The organism is Acinetobacter nectaris CIP 110549, from assembly GCF_000488215.1.
Classification (GTDB): domain Bacteria; phylum Pseudomonadota; class Gammaproteobacteria; order Pseudomonadales; family Moraxellaceae; genus Acinetobacter; species Acinetobacter nectaris.
The window spans coordinates 85,616-110,223 of the sequence record NZ_KI530712.1; the positions used below are offsets into that span (position 1 = coordinate 85,616).

The window sequence follows — 24,608 nt, forward strand, 5'->3', positions numbered from 1 at the left end:
TTATCGTTCATTCAATGATTTGGAATGGGAAGCGGAAGCATCAGGTTCAGTTTTTGAATGTGCTGAATAAGAATTTACTTGGGTATTTATTGCATAGTAGTTGTCCCAGATCATGCGTGGGTCAAAACTAAGTGAAGCGAACATGGTAAGAATGACGACAGCACCAAAGGCAACTGCGCCAGGGCCTGCCAGTATTGTGGCTAATGATTGAATTTGAATAAGTGCTGTTAGTAAGCTTACAACAAAAACATCAATCATAGACCAACGACCAATAATTTCTACAATTCGATATAAGATGCTGCAATTTTTAGGGCTAAAGTTCCATTTTTTTATGGATTGCATATAAATCGTAAATAATAGAAAGCTGAGAATAAAAAGCTTTAATAATGGAATAAATATACTTGCAGCAAAGATTACGGTAGCAACAAGGTAGTCCTGTGTTTCCCAAAAATAAATTACACCACTCATAATAGTATCTTTTTGACTTCCAAATACTGAATTGGTAATTGTCATAGGTAATATATTGGCGGGAATATATAAAATAGTTGCCGCAACTAAAAAGGCAAAAGTTTTTTGTAGGCTTTGTGGCTTACGAAAATGTAGTGCTGAGTGGCATCTTGGGCAATGTTGATGTGTAATTTCATCAGAGGTATGCGTATCTATCTGATTTAACAAACCACAGCAATGGCATCTTACTAAAGATAAATCACGTGCACGAGTGTAGTATGTTTGATCTTTCATGATAGATCTCGGTCTATTGCATTCCATATATCTTGTACTTTAATCGCATTAAGATACACCATGAAAAGACTGAGTACGGCAAAGGCCCAAAGAGCAATTTCAGGAATAACAATCACCATATTAATCAGCTTGACTAAAGTTACAAGAATACCAATTAAAAATACTTCAACCATTGCCCAAACCCTAAATAGATAAAGTGTTCTCAGTGCAAAAACCATAAAATATGGTCGTCTTTTAAGTAAGCCAACGTTAAAAAATATGTAGGTTAATAAAATTAAATTAATGAGTGGAATAATAAATGTGGTAAGAATTAAAAGAATGCCAACAAATTCTCGATGAATATCAAACATTGTTGTTGCTGCACCGAGTAGTGTTGTTTGTAGAGCATTGCCTTGTATTTCAACTTTTATAATAGGAAAGCTATTGGCTACAACGAAAATAATAAGTGCAGTTAAAACTAATGCTAAAATTGTATTAAAAGGCTTTATGTCATTATAAATTTCTGCACCACAACAGAGGCAGCAGGCTTTTTCTCCTTGTGCTAAAGGAACTTTAAGATATAGCGTATCGCATTCTTCACAGCTTGAAAGTTGTTTTAAGTCTTGAGTCGTTTTTTTATTTACTAGTGTTGTATTTTCATAAGTTTTAGTCATGTAATCGATATACTCTTATTTGTCTATTCTAGTTAGATCGATTGTTAAGTGTTCTATTAGAACATAAAATTAATCACAGTTGATAGCTATAAAATAGGATTTTTACGAAAAGAGAAGAGCTAAATCTTAGAGTCATTTTCTTAAAATTAGAAGTAATTTTCTTGAAATACCGATTGGAGCGGATAATAGATAGGAAAAAGCTTATAGAGAAGATTCTATTTTTCTAATATTAGATGGTCTTTCATTTTTTTCTAAACACAGATAGATAGAAACATATTCTGATGTTTTATATTTATATACGTGCAGTTTTGTGAGTAGTAGCAAAGTTTTAGGGATATACGATAGGCATTAAAAAACCCTCAAAGATTAGTACACTTTGAGGGTTAGTATTTGGCTCTCCCACCTGGGCTCGAACCAGGGACCTGCGGATTAACAGTCCGTCGCTCTACCAACTGAGCTATGGGAGAATAGCTGGCTCTCCAACCTGGGCTCGAACCAGGGACCTGCGGATTAACAGTCCGTCGCTCTACCGACTGAGCTATTGGAGAATCTGATGCGCATTCTAGGGGTGATATAAAACTTCGTCAAGGATATATTGAAATAATTTGATTCTTTTGTATTATTTGTGATCTAAAGCATGGTATTTGTTATAATTTTAATCAAAAAATAGGAATATCCCACAAAGTTGTGAGATATTCCTTATCAATTATTTTTCAACGCCTGCTGCTTCACCAGCAAGTTTTGCATTTGCATAGTCCCAGTTTACTAGGCTTTCTAGGAAAGTAGAGATGTATTTTGGACGTGCATTACGGAAGTCGATGTAATAAGCATGTTCCCAAACATCAATTGTAAGTACAGCAACTTTACCATGTGCAAGCGGTGTGTCTGCATTTGCTGTTTTTAAAATTGAAAGATCGCCATTGATTTTATCTGCAACTAACCAAGCCCAACCAGAACCAAACTGTGTTGCAGCCGCATTTGCAAACTCTTCTGCAAATTTTTCGTAAGAACCAAAAGCTGCATTAATTTTCTCAGCAATTGCACCAGTAGGTTGACCACCACCATTTTTCTTTAAGCAGTTCCAGTAAAATGTATGGTTCCATACTTGAGCAGCATTGTTAAACACACCTGCTTTAGCTGTATCTTTTGCTGTTGCAACAATAATTTCCTCAAGCGTTTTACCTGCAAGGTCAGTACCTTCAATGGCTTTATTTAAGTTCACAACGTACGTATTGTGGTGTTTGTCATGGTGAAACTCTAATGTTTCACGGCTAATGTGTGGTGCTAAGTCGTCATAACCGTAAGGTAATTCTGGTAAAGTAATGGTTGTCATGTTTTTCATTCCTTGCATTATGCTGGGTTAGAAAGTTTTATCGTATTTCACATCTTAGATGCATGTTATCCATGTCATCGTATACATAGTATGTAAAAAAAAGAAATATTCAAATGTTTAAACAGGGTTATCTTGTTCGAAATAGTGATATGTGATTCCAAATTGTTCAGCAAGTGCTTTACCAAGTCGTTGTACACCATAACGCTCCGTTGCATGATGCCCACATGCAAAGTAATGTACATTTAACTCTTTTGCTTCATAAAAAGTTCTTTCACTGACTTCACCCGAAATATAGGCATCACACATTTCTTCTGAGGCTTTACTAATAAAGTCTTGAGCTGCACCTGTGCAATAACCGATGCGTTGAATTTTTTCGCGACTTGCAGGCAAGTGTAAGATGTTGGGATTAATTCTTGTTTGTAATAGGGTTTGGAACTCTAGCGCCGAAAGGGGGTGTGGGAGTCTACCTATATTGCCAATTGGATGCTTTTCCGTTGCATCAAGTGGTGTAATATCTTCAAGTTGAAGTAGGTCTGCTATAGCAGCATTATTACCAAGTACTGGATGAGAGTCTAAAGGCAGATGGTATGCGATGAGTGAAATATCATGCTGAATCAGTTTTTTAATTCTTTGCCCACGCATACCTGTAATAGGGTAGGCTTCTCCTTTCCAAAAGTAACCATGGTGAACTAAAAGTACATCTGCATCATGTGCAATACATGCATCAATGGCATCTTGTGATGCTGTAACAGCACAGAGTATTTTTTTTACTTCTTTTTTGCCTTCAATTTGAAGTCCATTGGGTGCATAATCTTTAAATTCATTCGTTTTTAAAGTCTGATTACACCATTGAATAATATCATTGAGGTTTGCCATAAAAATCCTAAATTAGTGCGCTATATGTATGAAAATATGATGATATATTAACTAAAGCTAGACAAAATCATGTTAACTTTTAAAGTCTTTAAATAAAATAATGATTACAATAACCTATAATTTTTTCATTACATCAATGAATTAAAGTATTTTACAGAGGAATAATAACGTGCGTAAAGCATTGATATGGCTACCTTGGGGGCTACTTGTTCTTGTCATTGTTGGTTTTATTGGATGGCAAAGACTACATCAAACAAATAATATAATTATACCTAAAAAAGTTGCGCCTCAAGCACCCGTTGCCTCTGATGGGGTGAAAATGCCTGCTGAAAAAGTAGAACCATTAGTTAATGCAAAGGCAGGTGCATTTGATTCATATAGTAGTGCAGTTAAAGCTGCAGCACCTGCTGTTGTAAATATTTTTACCACGCAAAAAGTAAGAAAAAACAGTAAGGATATTTCTAATGCAGATGCATTACGAGAGTTTTTTGATAGGCAATCTCCAGAGTTAAAAAGTCGTAATGAAAATAATTTGGGCTCTGGTGTAATTGTTCGTTCAGATGGTTATATTCTGACGAATAATCATGTCATAACACAGGCAGATAAGATTATTGTTGGGTTAAGTGATGGTCGCCGTGCTGTTGCAACAGTTGTTGGTACAGACCCGGATACTGATTTGGCGGTGATTAAAATAGATTTAAACAATTTGCCTGTTGTACCATTTAAATTGAGTGGAAATGAAGTAGGTGATGTTGTTTTAGCTATTGGTAATCCGTTTGGAGTAGGTCAAACTGTGACTCAAGGGATTATCTCTGCACTTGGTCGTTCAGATTTAGGTATTAATACTTATGAAGACTTTATTCAAACAGATGCTGCAATTAACCCGGGGAATTCAGGTGGTGCATTAATTGATGTCGCAGGAAATTTGATTGGGGTGAATACTGCAATTTTCTCTCAGTCAGGTGGTTCATTGGGGATTGGCTTTGCCATTCCTGCAAAAATTTGTCAGCATGTTTTTAATTCTATTTTGAAAGATGGAAAAGTTATTAGAGGTTGGTTGGGTCTGAGTTTAGCGCCGCCAACATATAATGATGATGTGAATACAGTGCCAAATGGGGTTGTAATTGCAAGTATTTTACCAAATGGACCAGCAGCACAAGCTGGGCTTGAACATGGTGATCGGATTGTAAAAGTAAATAATACAGCGATTAATTCGGCATCTCATCTCATTAACTATGTTGCATTGCAAGCACCAAATACGATTGTAAAAGTTGATATTATTCGGGATAACCAGCCTTTAACATTAGATGTTGTTGTTGGTGAAAGAGCACCGCAAAGAAACACCTCACAGTATATTCCTTTGCCAAAATCTTCACGTTAAGCTAACTTTTAATATATGCTCGTCAGTTATGATGAGCATATATATTTATATGTAGCTAAAACTTAATATTGATTTTTGTGACGCAGTTTACAAAACAATAAATATAATTAAGGTTAAATTAATACTTTAGTCTATTCTTTTGTAAAGAAATATAAAAAATGCTTTTATTCATTTAAGAGTTAGATAATATTTATAAATATAAAAATGACGTAGATCGTCATTTAAGTAAAACAAATACGAATACAAAAATTAGTTACAATGTAAATCTAGGAAATAGTGAGCTCATGTCTAATCAGCAAATCTACCAACTTACAATAACAACTCTGAACCATCCTTATGCAATTACAAAAAGTGCAGAAACATTAAAAGCATTTTATGTAAATGAGCAGCAGGAAGTAGAGTGTGTCGATAAAGAGTACAAGATTCTACTCAAATTAAAATCAATTAATGATAGTGATATTGCGAACTGGCATAAGAACTGCGCGCGTATCAAAAAACTGTTATCAAAAGAAAATATCCCATATATATTTGATATTCAGCTATTCGATATTCATAATGTTATGAAATATAAGAAGACAATATTAAATACAAGTATGCATAAGCAGCAAGCACTTGAAGGTGAATATCACTTTACTCAACAAGATGAAGAGTTTTTTCTACAATTTTATAGTACACAAGCTTCTTAAAATATTTTAACCATAAAAAAAGCCAGTCATATGACTGGCTTTTTTTATGGGAAGATTAATTTTCGACCTGAATGCCTGCAACAAGCCAATCTTGTTGTGAGTTTACAGGTTTTACAAAGTGCCAGATTTCTGAGAATGGTTTAGGAGAGCTATTAAGGTCTTCTGAAACCATACCAGTGAAGCGTACACTTGCAATATATTGACCATTTTCAGTTGCGGTATCTGCAAGCGTTGCAGTTAAGTTCTCAAACTCTGCAACATCTTGTTCTTGGTTTGCCATAACATCTTGGTACATAGAGTTATACAAATCATTTGTAAGATAACGGCGAATCTCTTCAATGTTTTTTGCACTGTTGATTGACTGAATGTGGTTGAAACGCTGGCGAGCAACGCGTAAGAATGCAGCCTGTTCAGTACCATCTGGTAATTGATTACCATTACTTGTGAAAGGAGCTTCAGTAGTATTCATATTTGTTCCACCGCCAACATTTTGTCCAAAAATATTGGTGTTATTGTCATTTGATGTATTCGCTGCTGTCGAATTTGAACCAAATGATGAACCACCATTATTGTTTGGTGAGTAAGGATTATTATTACTCTCTAATTTTTTTTTTGCGCTCATTTTACGGAAAATGAAGAATCCTGCACCTGCAATTAAGATAATCCACAACCATGGTAAACCACCTGATTTTTTCTCTGCAGGTTGTTCAGCATGTTGTTGCTGATTATTCTGTGTTGCAGTTGCATCGTTTGCATTTGCAGTACCAGTATTTGAAGCATTGCCATTATTGGCAGGAGCTGCATGGTTATTATCTGCAAGAGCATGTGTTGCAAGCGCGCCGACTGCAGCACCTGCAGCACCTGCAGCTACCATCTTACCAATACCTGAACCTTGTTGTTGCTGTGGTTGAGGTGCTGTGTTGTTGTAACTTGGGCTAGGCTGTGGTCTAACACGTTGTTGCTGTTGACTAGACTGACTTGGTGCGATTGAACGTTGCATGCCTTGGCTTTTACCATTGCCTGCACGTTTTGCATCGACCAACGGTGAAACCACCAAAGTTGCCATTAAAATACTTGCAACTAAGCCACGTTGGCGTAATTTCATTAATTTTTCCTATAATTAAAAATTAAAGTGAGTAAGTTATATTTATGACGGCAAAGTAAAGAAAATTCAATAGCTGATCGTAATTTTTGTTAGTAAAAATGAAACAAGATTTTGAAAATATTATTATTAATTAGAACTATAGTCATAGTTTAGCAAATAAAAGTATATGTTTTAACTGAAGTGATTCTGTTATGCCATATAGATAGCGGTAGAAATTGTGCGTATCTATACAGCATTTCTATTGTATTTACATCAATAGATAACAACAAAATTTTGATATTATTTTTCGAGTTGAAGTGCTTCGGCAAGTGCTTCATGTAATCTTGCAACAGCAATCACTTTTACACCACGAATAGGTTTTTGAGGTGCATTTGCTCTTGGAACAATAATATATTCAAAACCATGTTTTATCGCTTCTTTCAGTCTTTCCTGTCCATTAGGAACTGGGCGTATTTCGCCAGAAAGTCCCACCTCACCAAAAACAGCAAGTTGTTGAGGTAATGCTTTGCCACGTAAACTTGATGCACATGCGAGTAGTACGGCAAGGTCAGAGCCTGTTTCAGTAATTTTTAACCCACCTACAATATTTACATATACATCCTGTCCTGTGGTTTGGATACCACCATGTCGATGCATTACAGCAAGTAGCATATTAAGTCGGTTTTGGTCTAATCCAAGAGAAACTCGTCTTGCTTGTCCATGAGCATCATCAACCAATGCTTGTACTTCAACCAAAAGTGGACGAGTTCCTTCACGACTAATCATTACAATAGAGCCGGGAATGGCTTCATCATAACGACTAAGAAAAATAGCAGATGGATTCGAAACCTCTTTAAGCCCTTTGTCTGTCATACCAAAAACGCCAAGTTCATTGACTGCGCCAAAACGGTTCTTTACCGCGCGAATCATACGATAGCGGGAGTCTGATTGACCCTCGAAATATAAAACGCAATCTACCATATGTTCAAGTACACGAGGTCCTGCAAGCGCACCTTCTTTAGTGACATGACCCACGATAAAAAGGGCTGTACCACTATTTTTAGCAAAGCGAGTAAGAAGTGCCGCAGACTCACGAATTTGGGATACACCGCCGGGTGCAGACTGTAAGGTCTCTGTATAAAGCGTTTGAATGGAGTCGAGTATGGCAACGGCAGGGCGTTCTTGTGCAAGTACTTCACAGATGCGCTCTACACACGTTTCTGCCATTACTTTAAGGTGAGTCGTTGGTAAATCTAGTCGTTGGGCACGTAGAGCAACTTGAGATAAAGATTCTTCACCTGTTACATATAAAGCAGAACGCTGGCTATCTGCCATGTAGGTTGCGGTCTGTAATAAAATGGTAGATTTACCAATACCTGGGTCGCCGCCAATGAGTACGACAGAACCTGTAACTAGTCCGCCACCCAGTACTCTATCGAATTCACTAATACCCGTAACAAGCCTTGACTCTTGTGAAATGGAAACTTGATTGAGGGTTGTAACATTTGATGCCTGACCTGTGTAGCCACCACTGACCTTTGGACGAGCACGATGAGGTGTTGCTGTTTCTAAACGAACCTCGAGTAAGCTATTCCATTCGCCACACTCACCACATTGTCCTGCCCATTTAGAATGATCTGAGCCACATTGTTCACAGCGATAAACGGTTTTAACTTTACTCATATAAATTTTTTACTCAATCTTTACCCAGCTTTTTCAAGTGTAGAGTATAACGAAAAATGCTCGATAATTTTTAAGTTTAAGTTTTATCTCTGGTGTATTCACTTAAGTTGATTTTTTAGAATTTCCTAATTTTATGAGTGAAATAAGGATTTTTTTGGAATATTTAAGTAAGAAGTGTGATTTTATTTTTATTTTTTAATGAAATTACGGTAAGTTTGCTCAATTGTTTTTAAAAGCTATTAAATAATGTCTAATCAGAATATTAATGGTTCTCATCATAGCGGAGAATTACAGAAAAGTTTATCAAATCGGCATCTACAACTGATTGCAATTGGTGGTGCGATTGGAACAGGACTTTTTATGGGTTCAGGAAAAACTATTTCTTTGGCTGGCCCATCTATTTTATTCATTTATATGATTATTGGTGTGATGGTATTTTTCGTCATGCGTGCTTTAGGTGAGTTACTACTCTCTAATTTAGAATATAAATCATTTATTGATATTACGACAGATCTGATAGGCCCTTGGGCAGGCTACTTTATTGGCTGGACATATTGGTTGTGTTGGATATCAATAGGTATTGCAGACTTATCAGCGATTATTAACTATTTGCAATTCTTTAATAATGGTGTGCCATTTAGTCCTCAAGAAAGTGCGCTTATCTGCGTTGCCTCAATCTTTTTTATTATGGGACTGAATTTAGTTACTGTGAAGCTCTTTGGGGAAATGGAGTTTTGGTTTGCTCTTGTAAAGATTATTGCAATTGTTGTGCTTATTGCCGTGGGCTTGTGGATGGTATTTACAGGCTTTACATCAACTTCTGGTGATATTGCTTCATTTACACATTTATGGAGTAATGGTGGTTTATTTCCTAAAGGTTTAGATGGGTTTTTAGCAGGCTTTCAAATTGCAATGTTTGCTTTTGTTGGTGTGGAACTGGTCGGAACAACAGCTGCCGAAACGCAAGACCCCGAACGTAATTTACCAAAAGCAGTCAATTCTATTCCTGTGCGTATCATTATTTTTTATGTTGTATCGCTCATGATTGTAATGTCGGTAACACCGTGGAATCATGTCAATCCAAATATGAGCCCATTTGTTGGCTTGTTTAGTCAAGCAGGTATTGCTGCTGCCGCAATTATTATGAATTTGGTGGTACTTTCATCCGTAATGTCATCAATGAATAGCGGTGTTTTTTCGACGAGCCGTATGTTGTTTGGTTTATCTAGAGAAGGACAAGGGCCAAAATTATTTGGAAAATTGACCTCACGTCATGTTCCTGCCAATGCGCTTTATTTCTCTGCATTGTGCTTACTTGGTGGTGCTGCATTACAGTATTTTGTTCCTGATACGGTGAAAGCATTTACACTTGCAACCACACTCTCAACGGTATTATTTATTTGTGTTTGGTTAATGATTATTTGGAGTTATATTGTTTACTATAAGACACGACCAGAACTCCATGCACAATCTAAATTTAAAATGCCGGGTGGTCTATTTACCTGTTGGATTGTCATTTTATTTTTTATCATTATGTTATATGTACTGTCACTTGAGCCAGATACATTCCAAGCATTAAAAGTCAGTCCAATGTGGCTCATTATTTTATGTATTGGTTATTTCTTTTTAAAACCGAAGAAAAAGAAATAATATTGTCATTTTAGGGTCTTGAAAAAGACCCTAAAGCTAAAATCTAAGATTCAAAAGCTTTTTGCATCAATGTATACTGCATTGAACGATGATAAAAAGGTAAGGTTATGCGCAGTTTAATAGGCGTAATGAGCTTAGTGGTATTTGCAAGTTTAACGGGCTGTGGTCAACCGGGTGCGTTACAGCTTACGAATGACCCACATTTAGATAAAAGACCTAAGTATTTACTTTGGCATAACAAGCAAGGTGATGTGAAATCAGATGAAGCTTCTACAGCCACTTCTGAGCCATTGGCAACACCAAAAAATTAATTTTAAAGGATTTTATGATGACATTTAACCGCATTCAAGGGGTTTTACATGCTGAGCACTGCTCTTTAGAGCAAGTTGCACAAGAGTTTGGTACACCGTTATATGTATATTCTAAAGCTGCTTTTGAACAACACTATAATGAGCTAGATAAGGCATTTTCTTATATAGACCATCAAATTTGCTATGCAGTAAAATCAAACTCTAATTTAGCGGTTTTAAATGTGTTGTCTAAGCTTGGTGCAGGGTTTGATATTGTTACAGGTGGTGAATTGGCACGTGTACTTGCAGCAGGTGGCGATCCAAAAAAAGTTGTTTTCTCAGGCCTAGGTAAATCTGAAGCAGACATTCAAAAGGCTTTAGAGGTTGGTATTGCATGTTTTAATGTAGAGTCACATGCTGAACTTGACCGCATAGAAAAAGTAGCAGCAAAACTAAATGTTAAAGCGCCAATTTCATTGCGTGTAAATCCTGATGTAGATGCAAATACGCATCCATATATTTCTACAGGGTTAAAAGAAAATAAATTTGGTATTCAAAGTGATGCTGTATATGAAACATATACATATGCAAGTCAGTTACCACATCTAGAAATTATTGGTATTGATTGTCATATTGGTTCACAGCTAACAGAAACTCAACCATTTGAAGATGCTTTAGCACGTTTAATGGTGATGATTGAGGAACTGAAAAAGTTAGGTATTGAACTTAAGCATATTGATATTGGTGGTGGTTTAGGTGTTGTATATAAAGATGAAACACCACCTACTGTAGAAGAGTTTGCTCATGCATTAAAGCCTGCTTTAGAAAAATTAGGCTTAAAAGTGTTTATGGAGCCGGGTCGTAGCATTAGTGCAAATGCAGGTGTACTTTTAACAAAAGTAGATTTGTTAAAGCCAACGAGCCATCGTAATTTTGCAATTGTAGATGCTGCAATGAATGACCTTATTCGTCCGTCATTGTACCAAGCGTGGATGGATGTTCAGTCTGTAACTGAGCCTAAAAAGTCGAAATCCAAAGTTTGGGATATTGTTGGCGCCATTTGCGAAACAGGTGACTTTTTAGCAAAAGACCGTAAACTTACATTAAAAGAGAACGATACGCTTGCCGTGTTTGGAGCAGGTGCATATGGTTTTGTCATGAGCTCAAATTATAATACGCGTGGTCGTGCTGCAGAGGTGATGGTAGAAGGCCATAAAGCGCATTTAATTCGTGAGCGTGAAACGATTGAATCGTTGTGGGAAAGAGAACGTTTATTGCCTGAGGAATAAAAAGTGTTACTTGAATTTACAAAAATGCATGGTCTTGGTAATGACTTCATGGTGGTTGATCTCATTAGTCAAAAGGCTGAATTAGATACTCTAACCATTCAACGATTAGCAGATCGGCATTTTGGCATCGGCTTTGACCAGCTTCTTATTGTTGAAGCACCTGATTTACCTAATGTTGACTTTAAATATCGCATTTATAATGCAGATGGTTCAGAAGTAGAACAGTGTGGTAATGGCGTACGTTGCTTTGCGAAGTTTGTCCATGATCGTCAGCTTACACGTAAAACCAAAATTCGTGTTCAAACCAAGTCGGGTATTGTAGAGCCTGAACTTGGCCCGAATGGTTGGGTGCGTGTAAATATGGGGATGCCTAAATTCTTGCCGCATGAGATCCCTTTTGAAGCTGAAGAGCAGGAAGAGCTTTATGATTTGTCATTGGCAGATGGCTTAATTGTAAAAATTGATGTGGTGAATATGGGGAATCCACATGCAGTGACGGTTGTTCCTGATGTACTTAATGTAGATGTACCGTTGCTTGGCCCACAAATTGAAAGACATGCGCGTTTTCCTCAACGTGTGAATGCAGGTTTCTTGCAAATCTTAGATGAAAAGCATGCGCGTTTGCGTGTATTTGAACGAGGTGTTGGTGAGACACTGGCATGCGGTACAGGTGCATGTGCAGCAGCAGTGAGTGCCATGCGCCGTGGTCTTCTTGCAAGTGAGGTTGAAATTGAGCTTGCAGGTGGGCGTTTGCACATCGCTTGGAAAGAAGGCGGTGTTGTTTGGATGACAGGTCCAACAGCAACCGTTTATGAAGGGCGTTTAGACTTACGCTATTTCCAAGGTTAAGTTAAATACATTTAAAAAAGCACTGTTCTACAGTGCTTTTTCTTTGAGTTAGGGAAGTACGTGTGGATACAGTATGGCATTGGTTAGAAAATTGGTTAATTTCGCGTAGAAATCAGAACCAATCTATACAGACAATTCAGGCATACTCAAGAGATGTCACAGATTTCTTAAAGTTTTGTGAGGCAAAAAAGCTAGATATTTATGCAATTGAAACATCGGATTTACGTGAGTTTTTAACTTTTAAAGTTGAACAGGGTCGTTTAGGTCGGAGTAGTTTACAACGTCAACTTAGTGCAATTCGACAGTTTATGAAGTGGGTGAGTGAAAACCATTTAATTTCTCAGAATATTACCAAAGACTTTCAACTGAAACGCCATGCAAGACCATTGCCGGGGTTGGTCGACCCTGAAACGATTATTCAAATTTTAGAGCAGCCTGCACCAAAGAGTGAAGTACAGCATCAACTTTGGCTCAGAGATAAAGCACTGTTAGAGCTGTTGTATTCAAGTGGTATTCGTTTGTCTGAGGTTCAAGGATTAACTTTTAAAGATATCGATTTTCAACGTAAATTGATTCGTATTACGGGTAAAGGCAATAAAACACGTATTGTACCATTTGGTGAAAGTGCAAAAAGTGCAATTCTGGCATGGTTACAGATTTATCAGCTTTGGAAAGGAAAATTTAAGCCTGATGATGCTGTATTTATTTCCCAACATAGTGGAGAAGCTTTGGGTGTAAGACAAATTGAAAAGCGTGTGAAATTTCAAGCACAGCGAGCTGGTGTAAATGTCGATTTACATCCGCACTTACTTCGACATTGTTTTGCAAGCCATTTATTGTCGGGTAGTGGAGATTTACGTGCTGTACAAGAAATGCTTGGTCATAGTAATTTATCTACAACGCAAATTTATACCCATTTAGACTTTGACCGATTGGCTTCGGTATATGATCAAGCACATCCACGTGCGCAAAAGGTCAAAGCAGACACTTAGTTATTGATGTTGTGATAACAGATCTAAAAGATGTGCGTGTACGTTTGTCCACTCACCAGCAGTGATGCTATACATGACGGTATCTCGAATCGTACCATCTTTTCGCAAGGCATCGCCACGAATGACCCCATCTTTTTTTGCCCCTAGTCGTTCAATTGCTTTTTGACTTTTTAGGTTGAAAATATCTGTACGTAGTGCAACAACATGACATTGCAATGTTTCAAAGGCATGTTTCATAAGAAGTAGTTTGCATGTGGTATTAACATGTGTACGTTGGACAGATTTTGCATACCATGTATAGCCAATTTCTACACGGTTGACAGCAGCTAAAATGTCATGATAACTGGTTGTACCCACAATTTTTTGTTGTGTTTCATCAATAATAACGAAGGGGAAGCGTGTGCCTGCTGCACGTTGTTGTAAGGCGAGTTCAATGTATTCTTTGACTTGAGTAAAATGGGGTGTTGATGTAATTCTAAGCTTCCATAATTCACCATCTTTACAAGCTTCTATAAGTCCTGCTTCATGTGAAAAGTCTAATGGCTCAATGCGAATATTGTTCATACGAAGTTGTATAGGTGATACGAAGCTCATGATGAATCCTTATACTTTATAATGGAAGTTGATAGCTCTGTTTAATAATTTGGCTGGGTAAGTCAGTTTTGACACTGGTAATGCCATTTTTTTTGGTGAGATGTCCCGACTGGAATTTGCGGTAACTTTCTAAATCAGGAACAACGACTTTTAGCATAGCATCGCACTCACCTAAAATAATATAGCACTCCATGACTTGTGGAAGCTCTTTCATTGCTTCAATAAAAAGGTCGATAGTTTCTGCATCTTGCCCAATGAGCCAAATACGCGAAAAAAGAATGAGCTGTAAGCCAACCTTTTGAGGGTCTACAAGGGTGGTATAGCTTTGAATAATATTGGCTTCTTCTAAGATTTTAACCCGCCGTAAACAAGAAGATGGTGAGAGCCCAACGTGCTTGGCGAGGTCGTTATTTTGAACTCTTCCATTTGCTTGTAACTGTCGAATAATATTTTTATCGATTCTATCTAAGCTTACTGAAATATTTGATGATTTAACTTTCATTTTTTCACAGATAATTCTAAAAATATGAATAATTATAGAATATTTGCAAGCCTATTTTATAAAGAAATTTAGATAATACGCACATTCAGAGGCAATAATCTGGGAAATGCAAATGTCTGATTTAATTTTATTTACGCTAACAATAATTCCATTGGTATTTACACCCGGCCCAGATATGATTTTTATCTTGTCACAAGTTGTAGGTAAGGATGCAAAAGCAGGGGTAATGGCAACACTTGGCGTATGCTGTGGTTATCTGATTCACTCTATTTTGGTTGCTTTAGGAGTATCTGCGATTATTATTTCTTATCCTTTACTGTTTGATGCTATTCGCTATATTGGTGTTGCCTACTTGTTGTTTTTAGCTTTTCAGTTGTTTAAAACAGCATTTTCAAAAAATAAAGAGCTTCAATTAAATAAAAAAGTAGTTAAGAGTCCTATTAAAAAAGGTTTTTTTACAGCACTTCTTAATCCTAAAGGAATGCTTATTTACTTTGCAATTTTACCGCAGTTTATGCATCAAAATGGAAATACAGTGGTGCAGGGGTTAAGTCTGTCTTTTATTTTTATTGGGCTGTGTTTTGTTGTGTACTCAAGTTTAAGTATGTTGATTGGAAAATTTGTACGTCATACGCAATTTGATGCAACGAAGCAAAAATGGGTTGATGTTGGCTCAGGAACAATGATTATGCTTGCTGCAACATGGCTTATTGCACATTAAATAAAACTGCTTTCTTTAATGATTTAGATAACTTATTTTATATTTATACATTGAATTGTTTTTATGTTTTATATCAGAAAAACTGATGTAATTATTGAGAGTCTAACCATTAAATTTTATTTAACATATTGTTTATTATGTTTAAAATTTATATTTAATGGTTTTGAAGTCTAAAAATTGGTTTTTTTATGTCTATAAACGTGTGTTTTTTTACCCAAAATGACATATGAACAAGAATTGTGACTTGACCAAAAGACAGTGCACAATGCAAGATAGGCAACGTAAAGACAAACTTAAAAAGCTTTTTGCTTTTTCCCTCCATATCATTTAAGCATAGCCGAGGATTACATGAAGGCTCTTGTTGCTGTCAAACGTGTTGTAGATGCCAATGTAAAAGTTCGCATTAAGTCGGACAACAGTGGTGTTGATTTAACTAACGTTAAAATGTCCATTAACCCATTTTGTGAGATTGCTGTTGAAGAAGCAGTACGTCTAAAAGAAAAAGGGGTTGTTTCTGAAATTGTGGTTGTTTCTGTTGGAGCAAAAGAAGCTCAAGAACAATTACGTTCATCTATGGCATTGGGTGCAGACCGTGCAATTTTAGTTGAAACAAATGATGAAATTGGTGCTTTAGAAGTTGCAAAAGTACTGAAAGGTATTGTTGCTGAAGAAAAGCCTGAACTTGTATTGCTTGGTAAACAAGCCATTGATGATGATTCAAATCAAGTGGGTCAGATGCTTTCTGCATTAATGGGATCGGGGCAAGCTACATTTGCATCTCAAATTAATATTGAAGGCGATAAAGCACAAGTTACGCGTGAAATTGATGGTGGTTTACAAACAATCGAATTATCACTTCCTGCGGTAATTACATCTGACTTGCGTTTAAATGAACCACGTTATGTAAAACTACCTGACATTATGAAAGCACGTAAGAAGCAGTTGGACGTGAAGTCACCTGCAGATTATGGTGTGGCAACAGGTACTAAGCTAAAAACCATTAAAGTTGAAAACCCACCTGAGCGTAAAGCTGGCGTACAAGTTTCGTCTGTAGATGAACTTGTTGAAAAGCTTAAAAACGAAGCGAAAGTGATCTAATACAAGGGATAGAACATGAGTATTTTGGTAATCGCTGATCACGACAACAAAGCACTTGGTGGTGCGACTTTAAATGTTGTTGCAGCAGCACAAAAAATTGGCAGTGATATTACAGTATTGGTTGCAGGTCATGGTGCAAGTGCAGTAGCTGAGCAAGCTGCAAAAGTTTCGGGCGTAACAAAAGTTATTCTTGCCGACCAAGCTGTATATGTACATCAACTTGCAGAGAATGTTGCAGCACTTGTTGCTAAAATTGCAAAAAACTATTCACATGTTTTAGCTGCTTCAACAACAACGGGTAAAAATATTTTACCGCGTGTTGCTGCACTATTAGATGTAAGCATGGTGACAGATATTATCGCTGTTGAATCTGCGAATACTTTTAAGCGTCCGATTTATGCAGGTAATGCAATTGCAACTGTGCAGTCTGAAGAAGCAATCATTTTAGGTACTGTACGTACAACTGCTTTTGAAGCAGTTGCAAACGATACAGGAAGTGCATCTGTTGAGTCTGTTGCAGATGCAGAAAATGCAGGTGTTTCTACATTTGTATCTGAAGAGATTCTTCAGTCAGAGCGTCCTGAGCTTGCCGCAGCGCGTGTGGTTGTGTCTGGTGGTCGTGGTGTTGGTTCTGCGGAAAACTATCATGCAGTACTTGATCCTTTAGCAGATAAGCTAGGTGCAGCTCAAGGCGCTTCTCGTGCTGCTGTAGATGCAGGTTTTGTACCGAATGATATGCAAGTCGGTCAAACAGGTAAAATTGTTGCTCCTGAGCTTTATATCGCTGTTGGTATTTCAGGCGCAATTCAGCATTTGGCTGGTATGAAAGACTCTAAAGTGATTGTTGCGATTAACAAAGATGAAGAAGCACCAATTAATGCAGTTGCCGACTACTGGTTAGTGGGTGATTTAAATGAAGTTGTTCCTGAATTAGCATCAAAAATCTAAACAGCGGATAATTTAAAATGCCTCATTATGAGGCATTTTTTATGTGTACTTACAATAAAATATAAGCCTTAGAAAATGATCAACTTTTTTTGTAAAAAATATTACATTTTCTAGCCAAAAAAATAGATGAACTTGATGTTTCAGCACACAAATAAAATGGCAAATATGTTAAAATTGCGCGTTATGTTTTTAATTTTAGTTTGAGATTTTGAACTAAATTCTCTCTGATTTTTTGAAGATCCATGATTAGTCAAACTAATCAAAAAACAAGGAGTATGCATGAGCGTATCGGAAATAAGACCGATTGCCATTGAGGATGAACTCAAGCACTCGTATCTAGATTATGCAATGAGCGTGATTGTATCGCGTGCATTACCAGATGTGAGAGATGGCCTTAAACCCGTTCATCGTCGTGTGCTTTATGCTATGCACGAGCTGGGCAATGACTATAACAAAGCCTATAAAAAATCTGCACGTGTGGTGGGTGATGTTATTGGTAAATACCATCCACATGGTGATTCGGCTGTTTATGAAACAATTGTACGTATGGCACAAGATTTCAGCCTACGTTATCAACTTGTAGATGGTCAAGGAAACTTTGGTTCTATTGATGGTGACAGCGCTGCTGCCATGCGTTATACCGAAGTTCGTATGACGCGTCTAGCACATGAACTATTGGCTGACTTAGAAAAAGATACGGTAGACTGGGAAGATAACTACGACGGTTCTGAGCGTATTCCACAAGTTTTACCAACACGTATTCCAAATTTACTTATAAATGGTGCAGCAGGTATTGCCGTAGGTATGGCAACCAATATGGCACCACATAACATGACAGAAGTTATTCATGCATGTCTTGCTTATGCAGATAATCCTAATATTTCTGTTGAAGGTTTGATGGAGCATGTAACGGGGCCAGATTTTCCAACAGGTGGCATTATCTATGGTAAATCAGGTATTGTAGATGCTTACCGTACGGGTAAAGGGCGTTTACATATTCGTGGTAAATACCATTTTGAAGAAGACAGCAAAGGTCGTACCACAATTGTCTTTACTGAAATTCCATATCAAGTAAACAAAGCACGAGTTATTGAACGTATTGCTGAGCTTGTAAAAGAGAAAAAAATAGAAGGAATTTCAGAACTTCGAGATGAGACCGATAAAGACGGTATGCGTATCGCCATTGATTTAAAACGTGGTGAAAATGCAGAAGTTGTTGTTAATAATTTATTCTTAAATACTCAACTTGAGAACTCTTTCAGTATCAATATGGTTTGTCTAGATAATGGACAGCCAAAGTTAATGAACTTAAAGGATATTGTTGCTGCATTTATTCGTCATCGCCAAGAAGTGGTAACACGTCGTACGATGTTTGAATTGCGTAAAGCACGTGAACGTGGGCATATCTTAGAAGGCTTAACTGTTGCTTTAGCAAATATTGATGCAGTCATTGAAACGATTCGATCATCTGGCAACCCTGCACAGGCACGTGAACGTTTGTTAGAGCGTGAGTGGGCAGCGGGAAGTGTTGTTGCATTGCTTGAAAAAGCAGGTTCGATTTCTGTACGCCCTGATGAGATTGAGGGTGAAGACCCAAGTCGACCATTTGGCTTGACTCAAGATGTTTATAGACTGTCTCCTGCGCAGGTCAGTGCAATTTTAGAATTACGCTTGCACCGCTTAACAGGTTTAGAACAAGATAAACTGCATGCAGAATATAGTGAAATCTTGTCACAAATTGCAGAACTGACAGCAATTTTGAACGACTTCAATTTATTAATGAACGTGATTCGTGAAGAGCTTGCACAAGTGTTGCAACAGTATGGTGATGCACGTCGTACCGATATTGTTGAGTCGCGAATAGATTTTTGTCGTGAAGATTTAATTCCTGAAGAGCAAATTGTTTTAACAGTTTCTCAAACAGGTTATGCAAAAACACAGCCACTTTCAGACTATCAAGCACAGCGCCGTGGTGGTCGTGGTAAGTCTGCGACGTCGATGAAAGATGATGACATTATTCAGCATCTCATTGTGACTTCAAATCATTCAACGGTATTGTGCTTTACCAATGTAGGTAAAGTTTATCGTTTGAAAGCATTTGAAGTGCCACAAGCATCTCGAGGAGCAAAAGGTCGCCCAATAGTGAACTTATTGCCACTTGAGCCAAACGAAACGATTACTGCAATTTTACCTGTAAAAGATTTCCCAGAAGATCATTATGTATTTATGGCGACAGCTTCAGGTACAGTAAAACGTGTCGATCTTTCTCAGTTTAGTAATGTGCGTTCAAATGGCTTACGTGCAATTGAGCTAAATGAAGAAGATACGCTGATCGGTGTTGCAATTACCGATGGTAAACAACAAATTATGTTGTTCTCAAATGAAGGGAAAGCAATCCGTTTTGCTGAAACAGATGTGCGTGCTATGGGACGTACTGCACGTGGTGTACGTGGTATGCGTGTAACACTTGCAAATGCAGCGGCAGATAGTGAAGAAGTTGAGTCTGATGTAGAAGATGCAAATGATGATACTTTAGATGATTCAAGCGAACTTAATCTAATCAGTCGTATCGTTTCTTTGGTTGTTGTACCAGAAAATGGTGAAGTACTTTGTGCTTGTGCAAAAGGTTATGGTAAGAGAACACCTGTAGATGACTTCCCAACGAAGAAACGTGGTGGTAAAGGCATTATTGCAATTAAAACCAGTGAACGAAATGGTGAGTTAGTTGGTGCAGTATCTATTGATGAGAGCAAAGAAATGCTTCTTATCTCTGATGGTGGCACACTTGTACGTACACGTGCTTCAGAGGTTGCAACTACTGGAAGAAATGCACAGGGTGTACGTCTAATTCGTTTACAAGAAGAAGTTCTTGTAGGTGTTGTATCTATCGAAGCCGTTATCAGTGATGATGAAGATGAAGAGATTATTTCTGATGAAAGTGAAGCTGTAGTTGAAGAAGTTGATTCTTCTGCTGTACGAAAGCCTCAAGAGTAATTAAATCATTATAAAAAAAGGAAGCAATTTGCTTCCTTTTTTTATTTAAAGCATTTCGTTAATCATGCTCTTTCGTAATCTTTTGCAAAATACGTGCAAGTACATCAAACTCATTATGTAGAGGTGTACTTTTACGTGTAACCAAAGAAATGGTTCTATTCGGTGCATTTTCAATACGTTTTACTTGTAAATCTGGATGGTACTGTAGAATATTTCGGTTTAATGAAATTTCAGGCAGTAATGTATAGCCAAGATTTGAAGAAACCATTTCAATGAGTGTTGGTAGCGAACTTGCTTTTAAGCGATGGTCAGATTTTCGATCGCCAATTGGGCAAACGCTGAGTACATGGTCACGTAAGCAATGACCTTCTTCAAGTAGCATTAAACGTGACATTTCCAAGTCGTCTAAAGCATTTGCTTGTGCACATGCCTTATCTTGTTTGTTGTACACCAGTATAAGATCTTCTTGAAAGATTTCTGCAACTTTAAGACCACGTGTATCAAAAGGTAAAGCAAGAATAATCATATCGAGATTACCGTGCTCTAGTTTCTCAACAATTTTCTCACTTTGTGCTTCATGTAAATGTAGCTGAATCTTTGGAAGTTGTTGATGTACTTCATCTAGTAACTTGGTAAGAATAAATGGAGCAATGGTTGGAATAATTCCAAGATGAAGGTCACCTGTGAGAGGCTCGCTCATTTCACGGCTCAAACGCATTAGGTCTTGTGCATCTGCAAGTAAAACACGAGCACGACCAACAACTTGTTCTCCAAGAGGGGTTAAACGTACATTTTGTCGATCTCGCTCAACCAAGACACCACCAAGAAGGCGCTCTAGCTCCATAATGCCACCTGACAGTGTAGACTGTGTGACAAAAGATCTGCGTGCAGCTTCGGTAAAATGTAATGTTTCAGACAGGGTGACTAAATAAGAAAGCTGTCTTAAAGAAGGTAATGCAGCCATAATGTCCTAATATTCTTTTTAAGATTTAAAGTGGTGTACGAATAAGTTACTTAACTGTGGGATAAGCTCAGTAGGAATATCATGCCCCATTCCTGAAATTAATTCAAACTTTGCACCGTTTATTGCTTTTGCAACGGTTCTTCCATGTTTGGCTGGAAGTAGTTTGTCACATTCACCATGTAAAACGAGTGTTGGTTGTGTAATTTTTTTATCCCACTTCTGTAAGGAGCCTGTACATAGTATTGCCAAGAGTTGCTGAAGTACACCTGCGGGTGCATAAGAGCGCTGGTAAGCAATTTTAGATATTCTACGGATATCTGCAACGTTTATATAGTTTGGAGAGCCAATATTTTTAGCAATCTTGATGTTATGTTGAATAACATCTTCCTCATGTGCCGATTTTGCTCGTCCAAAGAACATTTGCAACTGTTTTAGTCCCGGTGGAGGAAGAAAACGTTGATTATTACTTGTGAAAAGTAATCCTATTTTTTTGACATATTGAGGATATTTTGCAGCTAATATTTGGGCGATCATGCCTCCCATAGATGCACCAATCACACAACATGTAGAAATATTTAAATGTTTGAGTACTTCAACGGTATCATCTGCCATGTCTTCAAGAGAGTAGCTTACAGGTGGGTTTTTTAAACCGAGTTTGAAGCGAATCATTATCTTAAGAAGGTTTGGTTTGATAGGAGATAATTTGGTTTTTGAGGAAAGACCAATATCTCGGTTATCAAACCGTATAACATAGAAGCCTTGTTGAATGAGCGCCTGACAAAAAGCATCTGGCCAATGGATCATTTGTCCACCTAAACCCATAATGAGTAAAATACATGGATGGTTTGGATTACCTCCCGCTTCGACATGAATGGACATACCATTTTTCATTTCTACCACTGTCTCATTCATGAAATTTGTATAAGGCGATGGTTGAAAAAGGTCTAAGCGGGTCGTCTGCATGTATATATTACCTAAAGTTATTTTTCTATCTTCTTATGATAGTTGCTTCTCAATTTGAGGTGGAATCCAGTCAGGTACGAGTTTTGTTAAAGCCATGCGTTGTTTCGCAGCAGTTGCACCAAGTAGAATAAAACCGCTTAGATTGTTTTCTGAATCAAAGGCTTTTGCAATGATGCCATCTTCTAAAATTTCATTTGTCCAAGTCAGACCTATTAGATTTTGCGGTGGAAGAACTGTAAGTGGTACTGTAGGTGTTTTTATTGCAATAGGCATTGCAGGATAGTGTAAATGGGTTGGTATGCCTGATAGGGTTTTTGCGAGTGCTTTCGCTTGTTGCATAATTGGCATGACATAAGGAAGCACAAGTCCATTAATCTCTACACAATCGCCCATGGCATAAATATGTGGCTGATTGGTTTCGAGTAAAGAATTGGTTTTAATTCCTCGATTAGATTCGATGCCTGCTACTTTTGCAAGTGCTGTATTGGGTTGTAATCCAATCGCACATAAAACAGCATCATATTTAACCTGATCATTTTTATTGGTCGTTAGGTATTCTGCTTGTATATCTGTAACTGTGGTATCACACATAAACTGAATACCAAGAGAAGATAGTCGCTCTTGAAAAGCATGTGCAATATTTTTAGGTAGTAAGCCTTTTAAAAGGTAATTATTTTTTTCAATAACAGTAACGTGATGTCCTGACTGTTGTAAGTCATGTGCAAATTCACAGCCAATGAGTCCACCACCAACAATTGCAATACGCTTTTCAGCATTTGTATCAATAAAAGATCTGAAAGTAATATAGTCCTGTAAAGAATTTACACGATAAACAGCAGGTTGATTTTTGAAAATATCAGGTTGTATTGCTGTTGCACCTACAGCCAGAATGAGTTTACTGTAGGTTAATGTGACTGTTTGATTATCTTTTACATAGTAAATTTCGTGTTTCTCAGCATCAATTTTTTCGACAGTCGCATGCGTTTCAATATGCATGTTTAATTGCGCTGCCATTTTTTCTGCTTGAGCCAGTGCAATCTTTTCAGGCTGTTTTTTTGTGGCAAATGCATTTGAAAGTGTTGGCTTTGCATAGTTTTGTGCATCATCTGCGCTAATCATGATGAGTGACTGTTCTTGATCTTGTTTGCGTAGCTCACGTGCTAGGGTATAGCCTGCCATGCCTGAACCAATAATTATCATTGGATGTGTCATATAACGTCCTCATCATTGTATAAAAAAGAAAGACCATGTTGAAACATGGTCTAACGGAAGCTTAAAATCAAACTTCAATCATTTCAAAGTCAACTTTAGTTACGCCACAGTCAGGGCATGTCCAATCTTCGGGGATATCTTCCCATTTTGTTCCTGCTGCGATACCATCTTCTGGCCATCCTTCAGCTTCATCATAGATAAAACCACAAACGATGCATTGATATTTTTTCATAAGTTTCTCCAAGTGCTGATGGGGAGTGAAAACAAGTGCCTGTCAGCAAATTGTCGTATCTTTCGGTAATTATACTGTGTCTAAGTATAAATATTGCAGCAGATTTTCACCATGTTTATGAGAAAAGTAAAGTGGATCATTCTCTTATATTGATGTGACTCAAAGAGTAAATGAGTTTTTAGACTGTATTTGTGGTTAAAACAAACACTTAAGAAATAAAACAAGTTTTTTTGTTAAAAAGATAGTCAAGTTGATAGTTTTTTCTTGGATTGGCACCTAAAATTAGGGCAATTTGAATTATTTTTTGAAAACGATGAACCTTACAGAAACGCTTTGGTCGCATATTCGTACAGTACCTGATTTCCCACGTTCAGGGATTTGCTTTTATGATTTAACCCCTTTATTTCTAGATCAGATTGAGGCGCTCACAGATGCTTTGATACAGAGCATGCCTGAAGAAAAGCTTGCACAAGTAGATAGCTTTATGGCTGTGGAGGCACGAGGTTTTGTGTTGGCAAGCTTCTTGGCACAGCGTTTAAATAAGGGCTTAATTTTGGTTCGTAAGGCAGGAAAGCTACCACCTCCTGTTGTTGGTGTGGAATACAGTTTAGAATACGGTACTGACAAACTAGAGCTTTCAGCAAATATTCAACCACAAAAGGTTATTTTAGTGGATGATGTATTGGCAACAGGTGGAACATTGAGAGCCACACAACAGTTAGCAGAAAAAAGCAAACTTGATGTGCTAGGTACATCCGTATTATTGGATTTAGAGCTGTTAAGTGCGCCGTTAGATATGGATGTTTGGTCTGTATTGCAGGAAAGTACTAAACCATAATTATTTATAAAAAGCCGATCAGAAGATCGGCTTTT

24 protein-coding genes and 2 tRNA genes are annotated in these 24,608 nt (G+C 37.4%); 12 read left to right on the forward strand and 14 right to left on the reverse strand.

Annotated features, from left to right (window positions below; translation table 11 throughout):
• The 6 genes from P256_RS00500 to P256_RS00525 all read right to left on the reverse strand — a co-directional run bounded on the left by P256_RS00500 (position 1) and on the right by P256_RS00525 (position 3,603).
• Entirely contained in the window at positions 1-741 is a 741-nt protein-coding gene (locus P256_RS00500; protein ID WP_023271710.1) for a paraquat-inducible protein A, read from the reverse strand.
• Positions 738-1,394, reverse strand: coding sequence for a paraquat-inducible protein A (locus P256_RS00505; protein WP_023271711.1), 657 nt, complete (start codon positions 1,392-1,394; stop codon positions 738-740). The genes P256_RS00500 and P256_RS00505 overlap by 4 nt, the downstream gene beginning before the upstream one ends.
• A 391-nt stretch (positions 1,395-1,785) precedes the next feature.
• A tRNA-Asn gene (locus P256_RS00510) sits at positions 1,786-1,861 on the reverse strand.
• A gap of 5 nt (positions 1,862-1,866) precedes the next feature.
• Positions 1,867-1,942 (reverse strand) — tRNA-Asn (locus P256_RS00515).
• 158 nt (positions 1,943-2,100) lie between these two features.
• Complete coding sequence (locus P256_RS00520; RefSeq protein ID WP_023271712.1) at positions 2,101-2,727, reverse strand: superoxide dismutase; 627 nt, start codon at positions 2,725-2,727, stop codon at positions 2,101-2,103.
• A gap of 117 nt (positions 2,728-2,844) precedes the next feature.
• Positions 2,845-3,603 carry a Nif3-like dinuclear metal center hexameric protein gene (locus P256_RS00525; RefSeq protein WP_023271713.1) on the reverse strand — a complete coding sequence of 253 codons (759 nt, stop codon included), beginning with the start codon at positions 3,601-3,603 and terminating at the stop codon, positions 2,845-2,847.
• 169 nt (positions 3,604-3,772) lie between these two features.
• On the opposite strand from P256_RS00525, the gene P256_RS00530 reads away from it, so the two are divergent.
• Positions 3,773-4,984, forward strand: coding sequence for a S1C family serine protease (locus P256_RS00530; RefSeq protein ID WP_023271714.1), 1,212 nt, complete (start codon positions 3,773-3,775; stop codon positions 4,982-4,984).
• 284 nt (positions 4,985-5,268) lie between these two features.
• A complete protein-coding gene (locus P256_RS00535; RefSeq protein WP_023271715.1) occupies positions 5,269-5,670 on the forward strand; it encodes a hypothetical protein in 402 nt (133 codons plus the stop codon).
• A 55-nt stretch (positions 5,671-5,725) separates the two neighbouring features.
• Here the strand turns inward: P256_RS00535 and P256_RS00540 are convergent, their stop codons facing one another.
• Together P256_RS00540 and radA are read right to left on the reverse strand one after the other, a co-directional pair.
• Entirely contained in the window at positions 5,726-6,775 is a 1,050-nt protein-coding gene (locus tag P256_RS00540) for a Tim44 domain-containing protein (RefSeq protein WP_023271716.1), read from the reverse strand.
• 279 nt (positions 6,776-7,054) lie between these two features.
• Entirely contained in the window at positions 7,055-8,437 is a 1,383-nt protein-coding gene (gene radA, locus P256_RS00545) for a DNA repair protein RadA (protein ID WP_023271717.1), read from the reverse strand.
• Positions 8,438-8,683: 246 nt separating this feature from the next.
• Between radA and P256_RS00550 the strand changes: the two genes are divergently transcribed.
• The 5 genes from P256_RS00550 to P256_RS00570 all read left to right on the forward strand — a co-directional run bounded on the left by P256_RS00550 (position 8,684) and on the right by P256_RS00570 (position 13,507).
• Positions 8,684-10,087 (forward strand): amino acid permease, encoded by a 1,404-nt coding sequence (locus P256_RS00550; RefSeq protein WP_023271718.1) that lies wholly within the window; start codon positions 8,684-8,686, stop codon positions 10,085-10,087.
• Between the two features lie 107 nt (positions 10,088-10,194).
• Positions 10,195-10,398 carry a hypothetical protein gene (locus tag P256_RS00555; protein WP_023271719.1) on the forward strand — a complete coding sequence of 68 codons (204 nt, stop codon included), beginning with the start codon at positions 10,195-10,197 and terminating at the stop codon, positions 10,396-10,398.
• Positions 10,399-10,415: 17 nt separating this feature from the next.
• The gene (gene lysA, locus P256_RS00560; RefSeq protein WP_023271720.1) at positions 10,416-11,666 is read left to right on the forward strand and encodes a diaminopimelate decarboxylase; all 1,251 of its coding nucleotides are present in this window, start codon (positions 10,416-10,418) and stop codon (positions 11,664-11,666) included.
• A gap of 3 nt (positions 11,667-11,669) precedes the next feature.
• Complete coding sequence (dapF, locus tag P256_RS00565; protein ID WP_023271721.1) at positions 11,670-12,515, forward strand: diaminopimelate epimerase; 846 nt, start codon at positions 11,670-11,672, stop codon at positions 12,513-12,515.
• 62 nt (positions 12,516-12,577) lie between these two features.
• The gene (locus tag P256_RS00570; protein WP_023271722.1) at positions 12,578-13,507 is read left to right on the forward strand and encodes a tyrosine recombinase XerC; all 930 of its coding nucleotides are present in this window, start codon (positions 12,578-12,580) and stop codon (positions 13,505-13,507) included.
• On the opposite strand, the gene P256_RS00575 is transcribed toward P256_RS00570, so the two are convergent.
• Both P256_RS00575 and P256_RS00580 read right to left on the reverse strand, forming a co-directional pair.
• Entirely contained in the window at positions 13,508-14,101 is a 594-nt protein-coding gene (locus tag P256_RS00575; protein ID WP_023271723.1) for a GNAT family N-acetyltransferase, read from the reverse strand.
• A 16-nt stretch (positions 14,102-14,117) separates the two neighbouring features.
• Positions 14,118-14,603: an Lrp/AsnC family transcriptional regulator gene (locus tag P256_RS00580; RefSeq protein WP_023271724.1), complete on the reverse strand. Its 486-nt coding sequence runs from the start codon at positions 14,601-14,603 to the stop codon at positions 14,118-14,120.
• A gap of 112 nt (positions 14,604-14,715) precedes the next feature.
• Here P256_RS00580 and P256_RS00585 point away from each other — a divergent pair, with 112 nt between their 5' ends.
• The 4 genes from P256_RS00585 to gyrA all read left to right on the forward strand — a co-directional run bounded on the left by P256_RS00585 (position 14,716) and on the right by gyrA (position 20,364).
• Positions 14,716-15,324 (forward strand): LysE family translocator, encoded by a 609-nt coding sequence (locus P256_RS00585; protein WP_023271725.1) that lies wholly within the window; start codon positions 14,716-14,718, stop codon positions 15,322-15,324.
• 348 nt (positions 15,325-15,672) lie between these two features.
• On the forward strand, positions 15,673-16,422 hold the full coding sequence (locus tag P256_RS00590; protein WP_023271726.1) for an electron transfer flavoprotein subunit beta/FixA family protein: 750 nt from the start codon (positions 15,673-15,675) through the stop codon (positions 16,420-16,422).
• Between the two features lie 15 nt (positions 16,423-16,437).
• Positions 16,438-17,370, forward strand: coding sequence for an electron transfer flavoprotein subunit alpha/FixB family protein (locus P256_RS00595; protein WP_023271727.1), 933 nt, complete (start codon positions 16,438-16,440; stop codon positions 17,368-17,370).
• 279 nt (positions 17,371-17,649) lie between these two features.
• On the forward strand, positions 17,650-20,364 hold the full coding sequence (gene gyrA, locus P256_RS00600; protein ID WP_023271728.1) for a DNA gyrase subunit A: 2,715 nt from the start codon (positions 17,650-17,652) through the stop codon (positions 20,362-20,364).
• A gap of 58 nt (positions 20,365-20,422) precedes the next feature.
• Here the strand turns inward: gyrA and oxyR are convergent, their stop codons facing one another.
• The 4 genes from oxyR to rubA form a co-directional block, all read right to left on the reverse strand.
• Positions 20,423-21,328 carry a LysR family transcriptional regulator OxyR gene (gene oxyR / locus P256_RS00605; protein ID WP_023271729.1) on the reverse strand — a complete coding sequence of 302 codons (906 nt, stop codon included), beginning with the start codon at positions 21,326-21,328 and terminating at the stop codon, positions 20,423-20,425.
• 18 nt (positions 21,329-21,346) lie between these two features.
• Positions 21,347-22,291: an alpha/beta fold hydrolase gene (locus tag P256_RS00610; protein ID WP_023271730.1), complete on the reverse strand. Its 945-nt coding sequence runs from the start codon at positions 22,289-22,291 to the stop codon at positions 21,347-21,349.
• Between the two features lie 33 nt (positions 22,292-22,324).
• Complete coding sequence (locus tag P256_RS00615; protein WP_023271731.1) at positions 22,325-23,503, reverse strand: FAD-dependent oxidoreductase; 1,179 nt, start codon at positions 23,501-23,503, stop codon at positions 22,325-22,327.
• A 67-nt stretch (positions 23,504-23,570) separates the two neighbouring features.
• Positions 23,571-23,735 (reverse strand): rubredoxin RubA, encoded by a 165-nt coding sequence (gene rubA, locus P256_RS00620; RefSeq protein ID WP_023271732.1) that lies wholly within the window; start codon positions 23,733-23,735, stop codon positions 23,571-23,573.
• Positions 23,736-24,048: 313 nt separating this feature from the next.
• On the opposite strand from rubA, the gene P256_RS00625 reads away from it, so the two are divergent.
• Positions 24,049-24,573, forward strand: coding sequence for an adenine phosphoribosyltransferase (locus P256_RS00625; protein ID WP_023271733.1), 525 nt, complete (start codon positions 24,049-24,051; stop codon positions 24,571-24,573).
• Positions 24,574-24,608 lie beyond the last annotated feature (35 nt).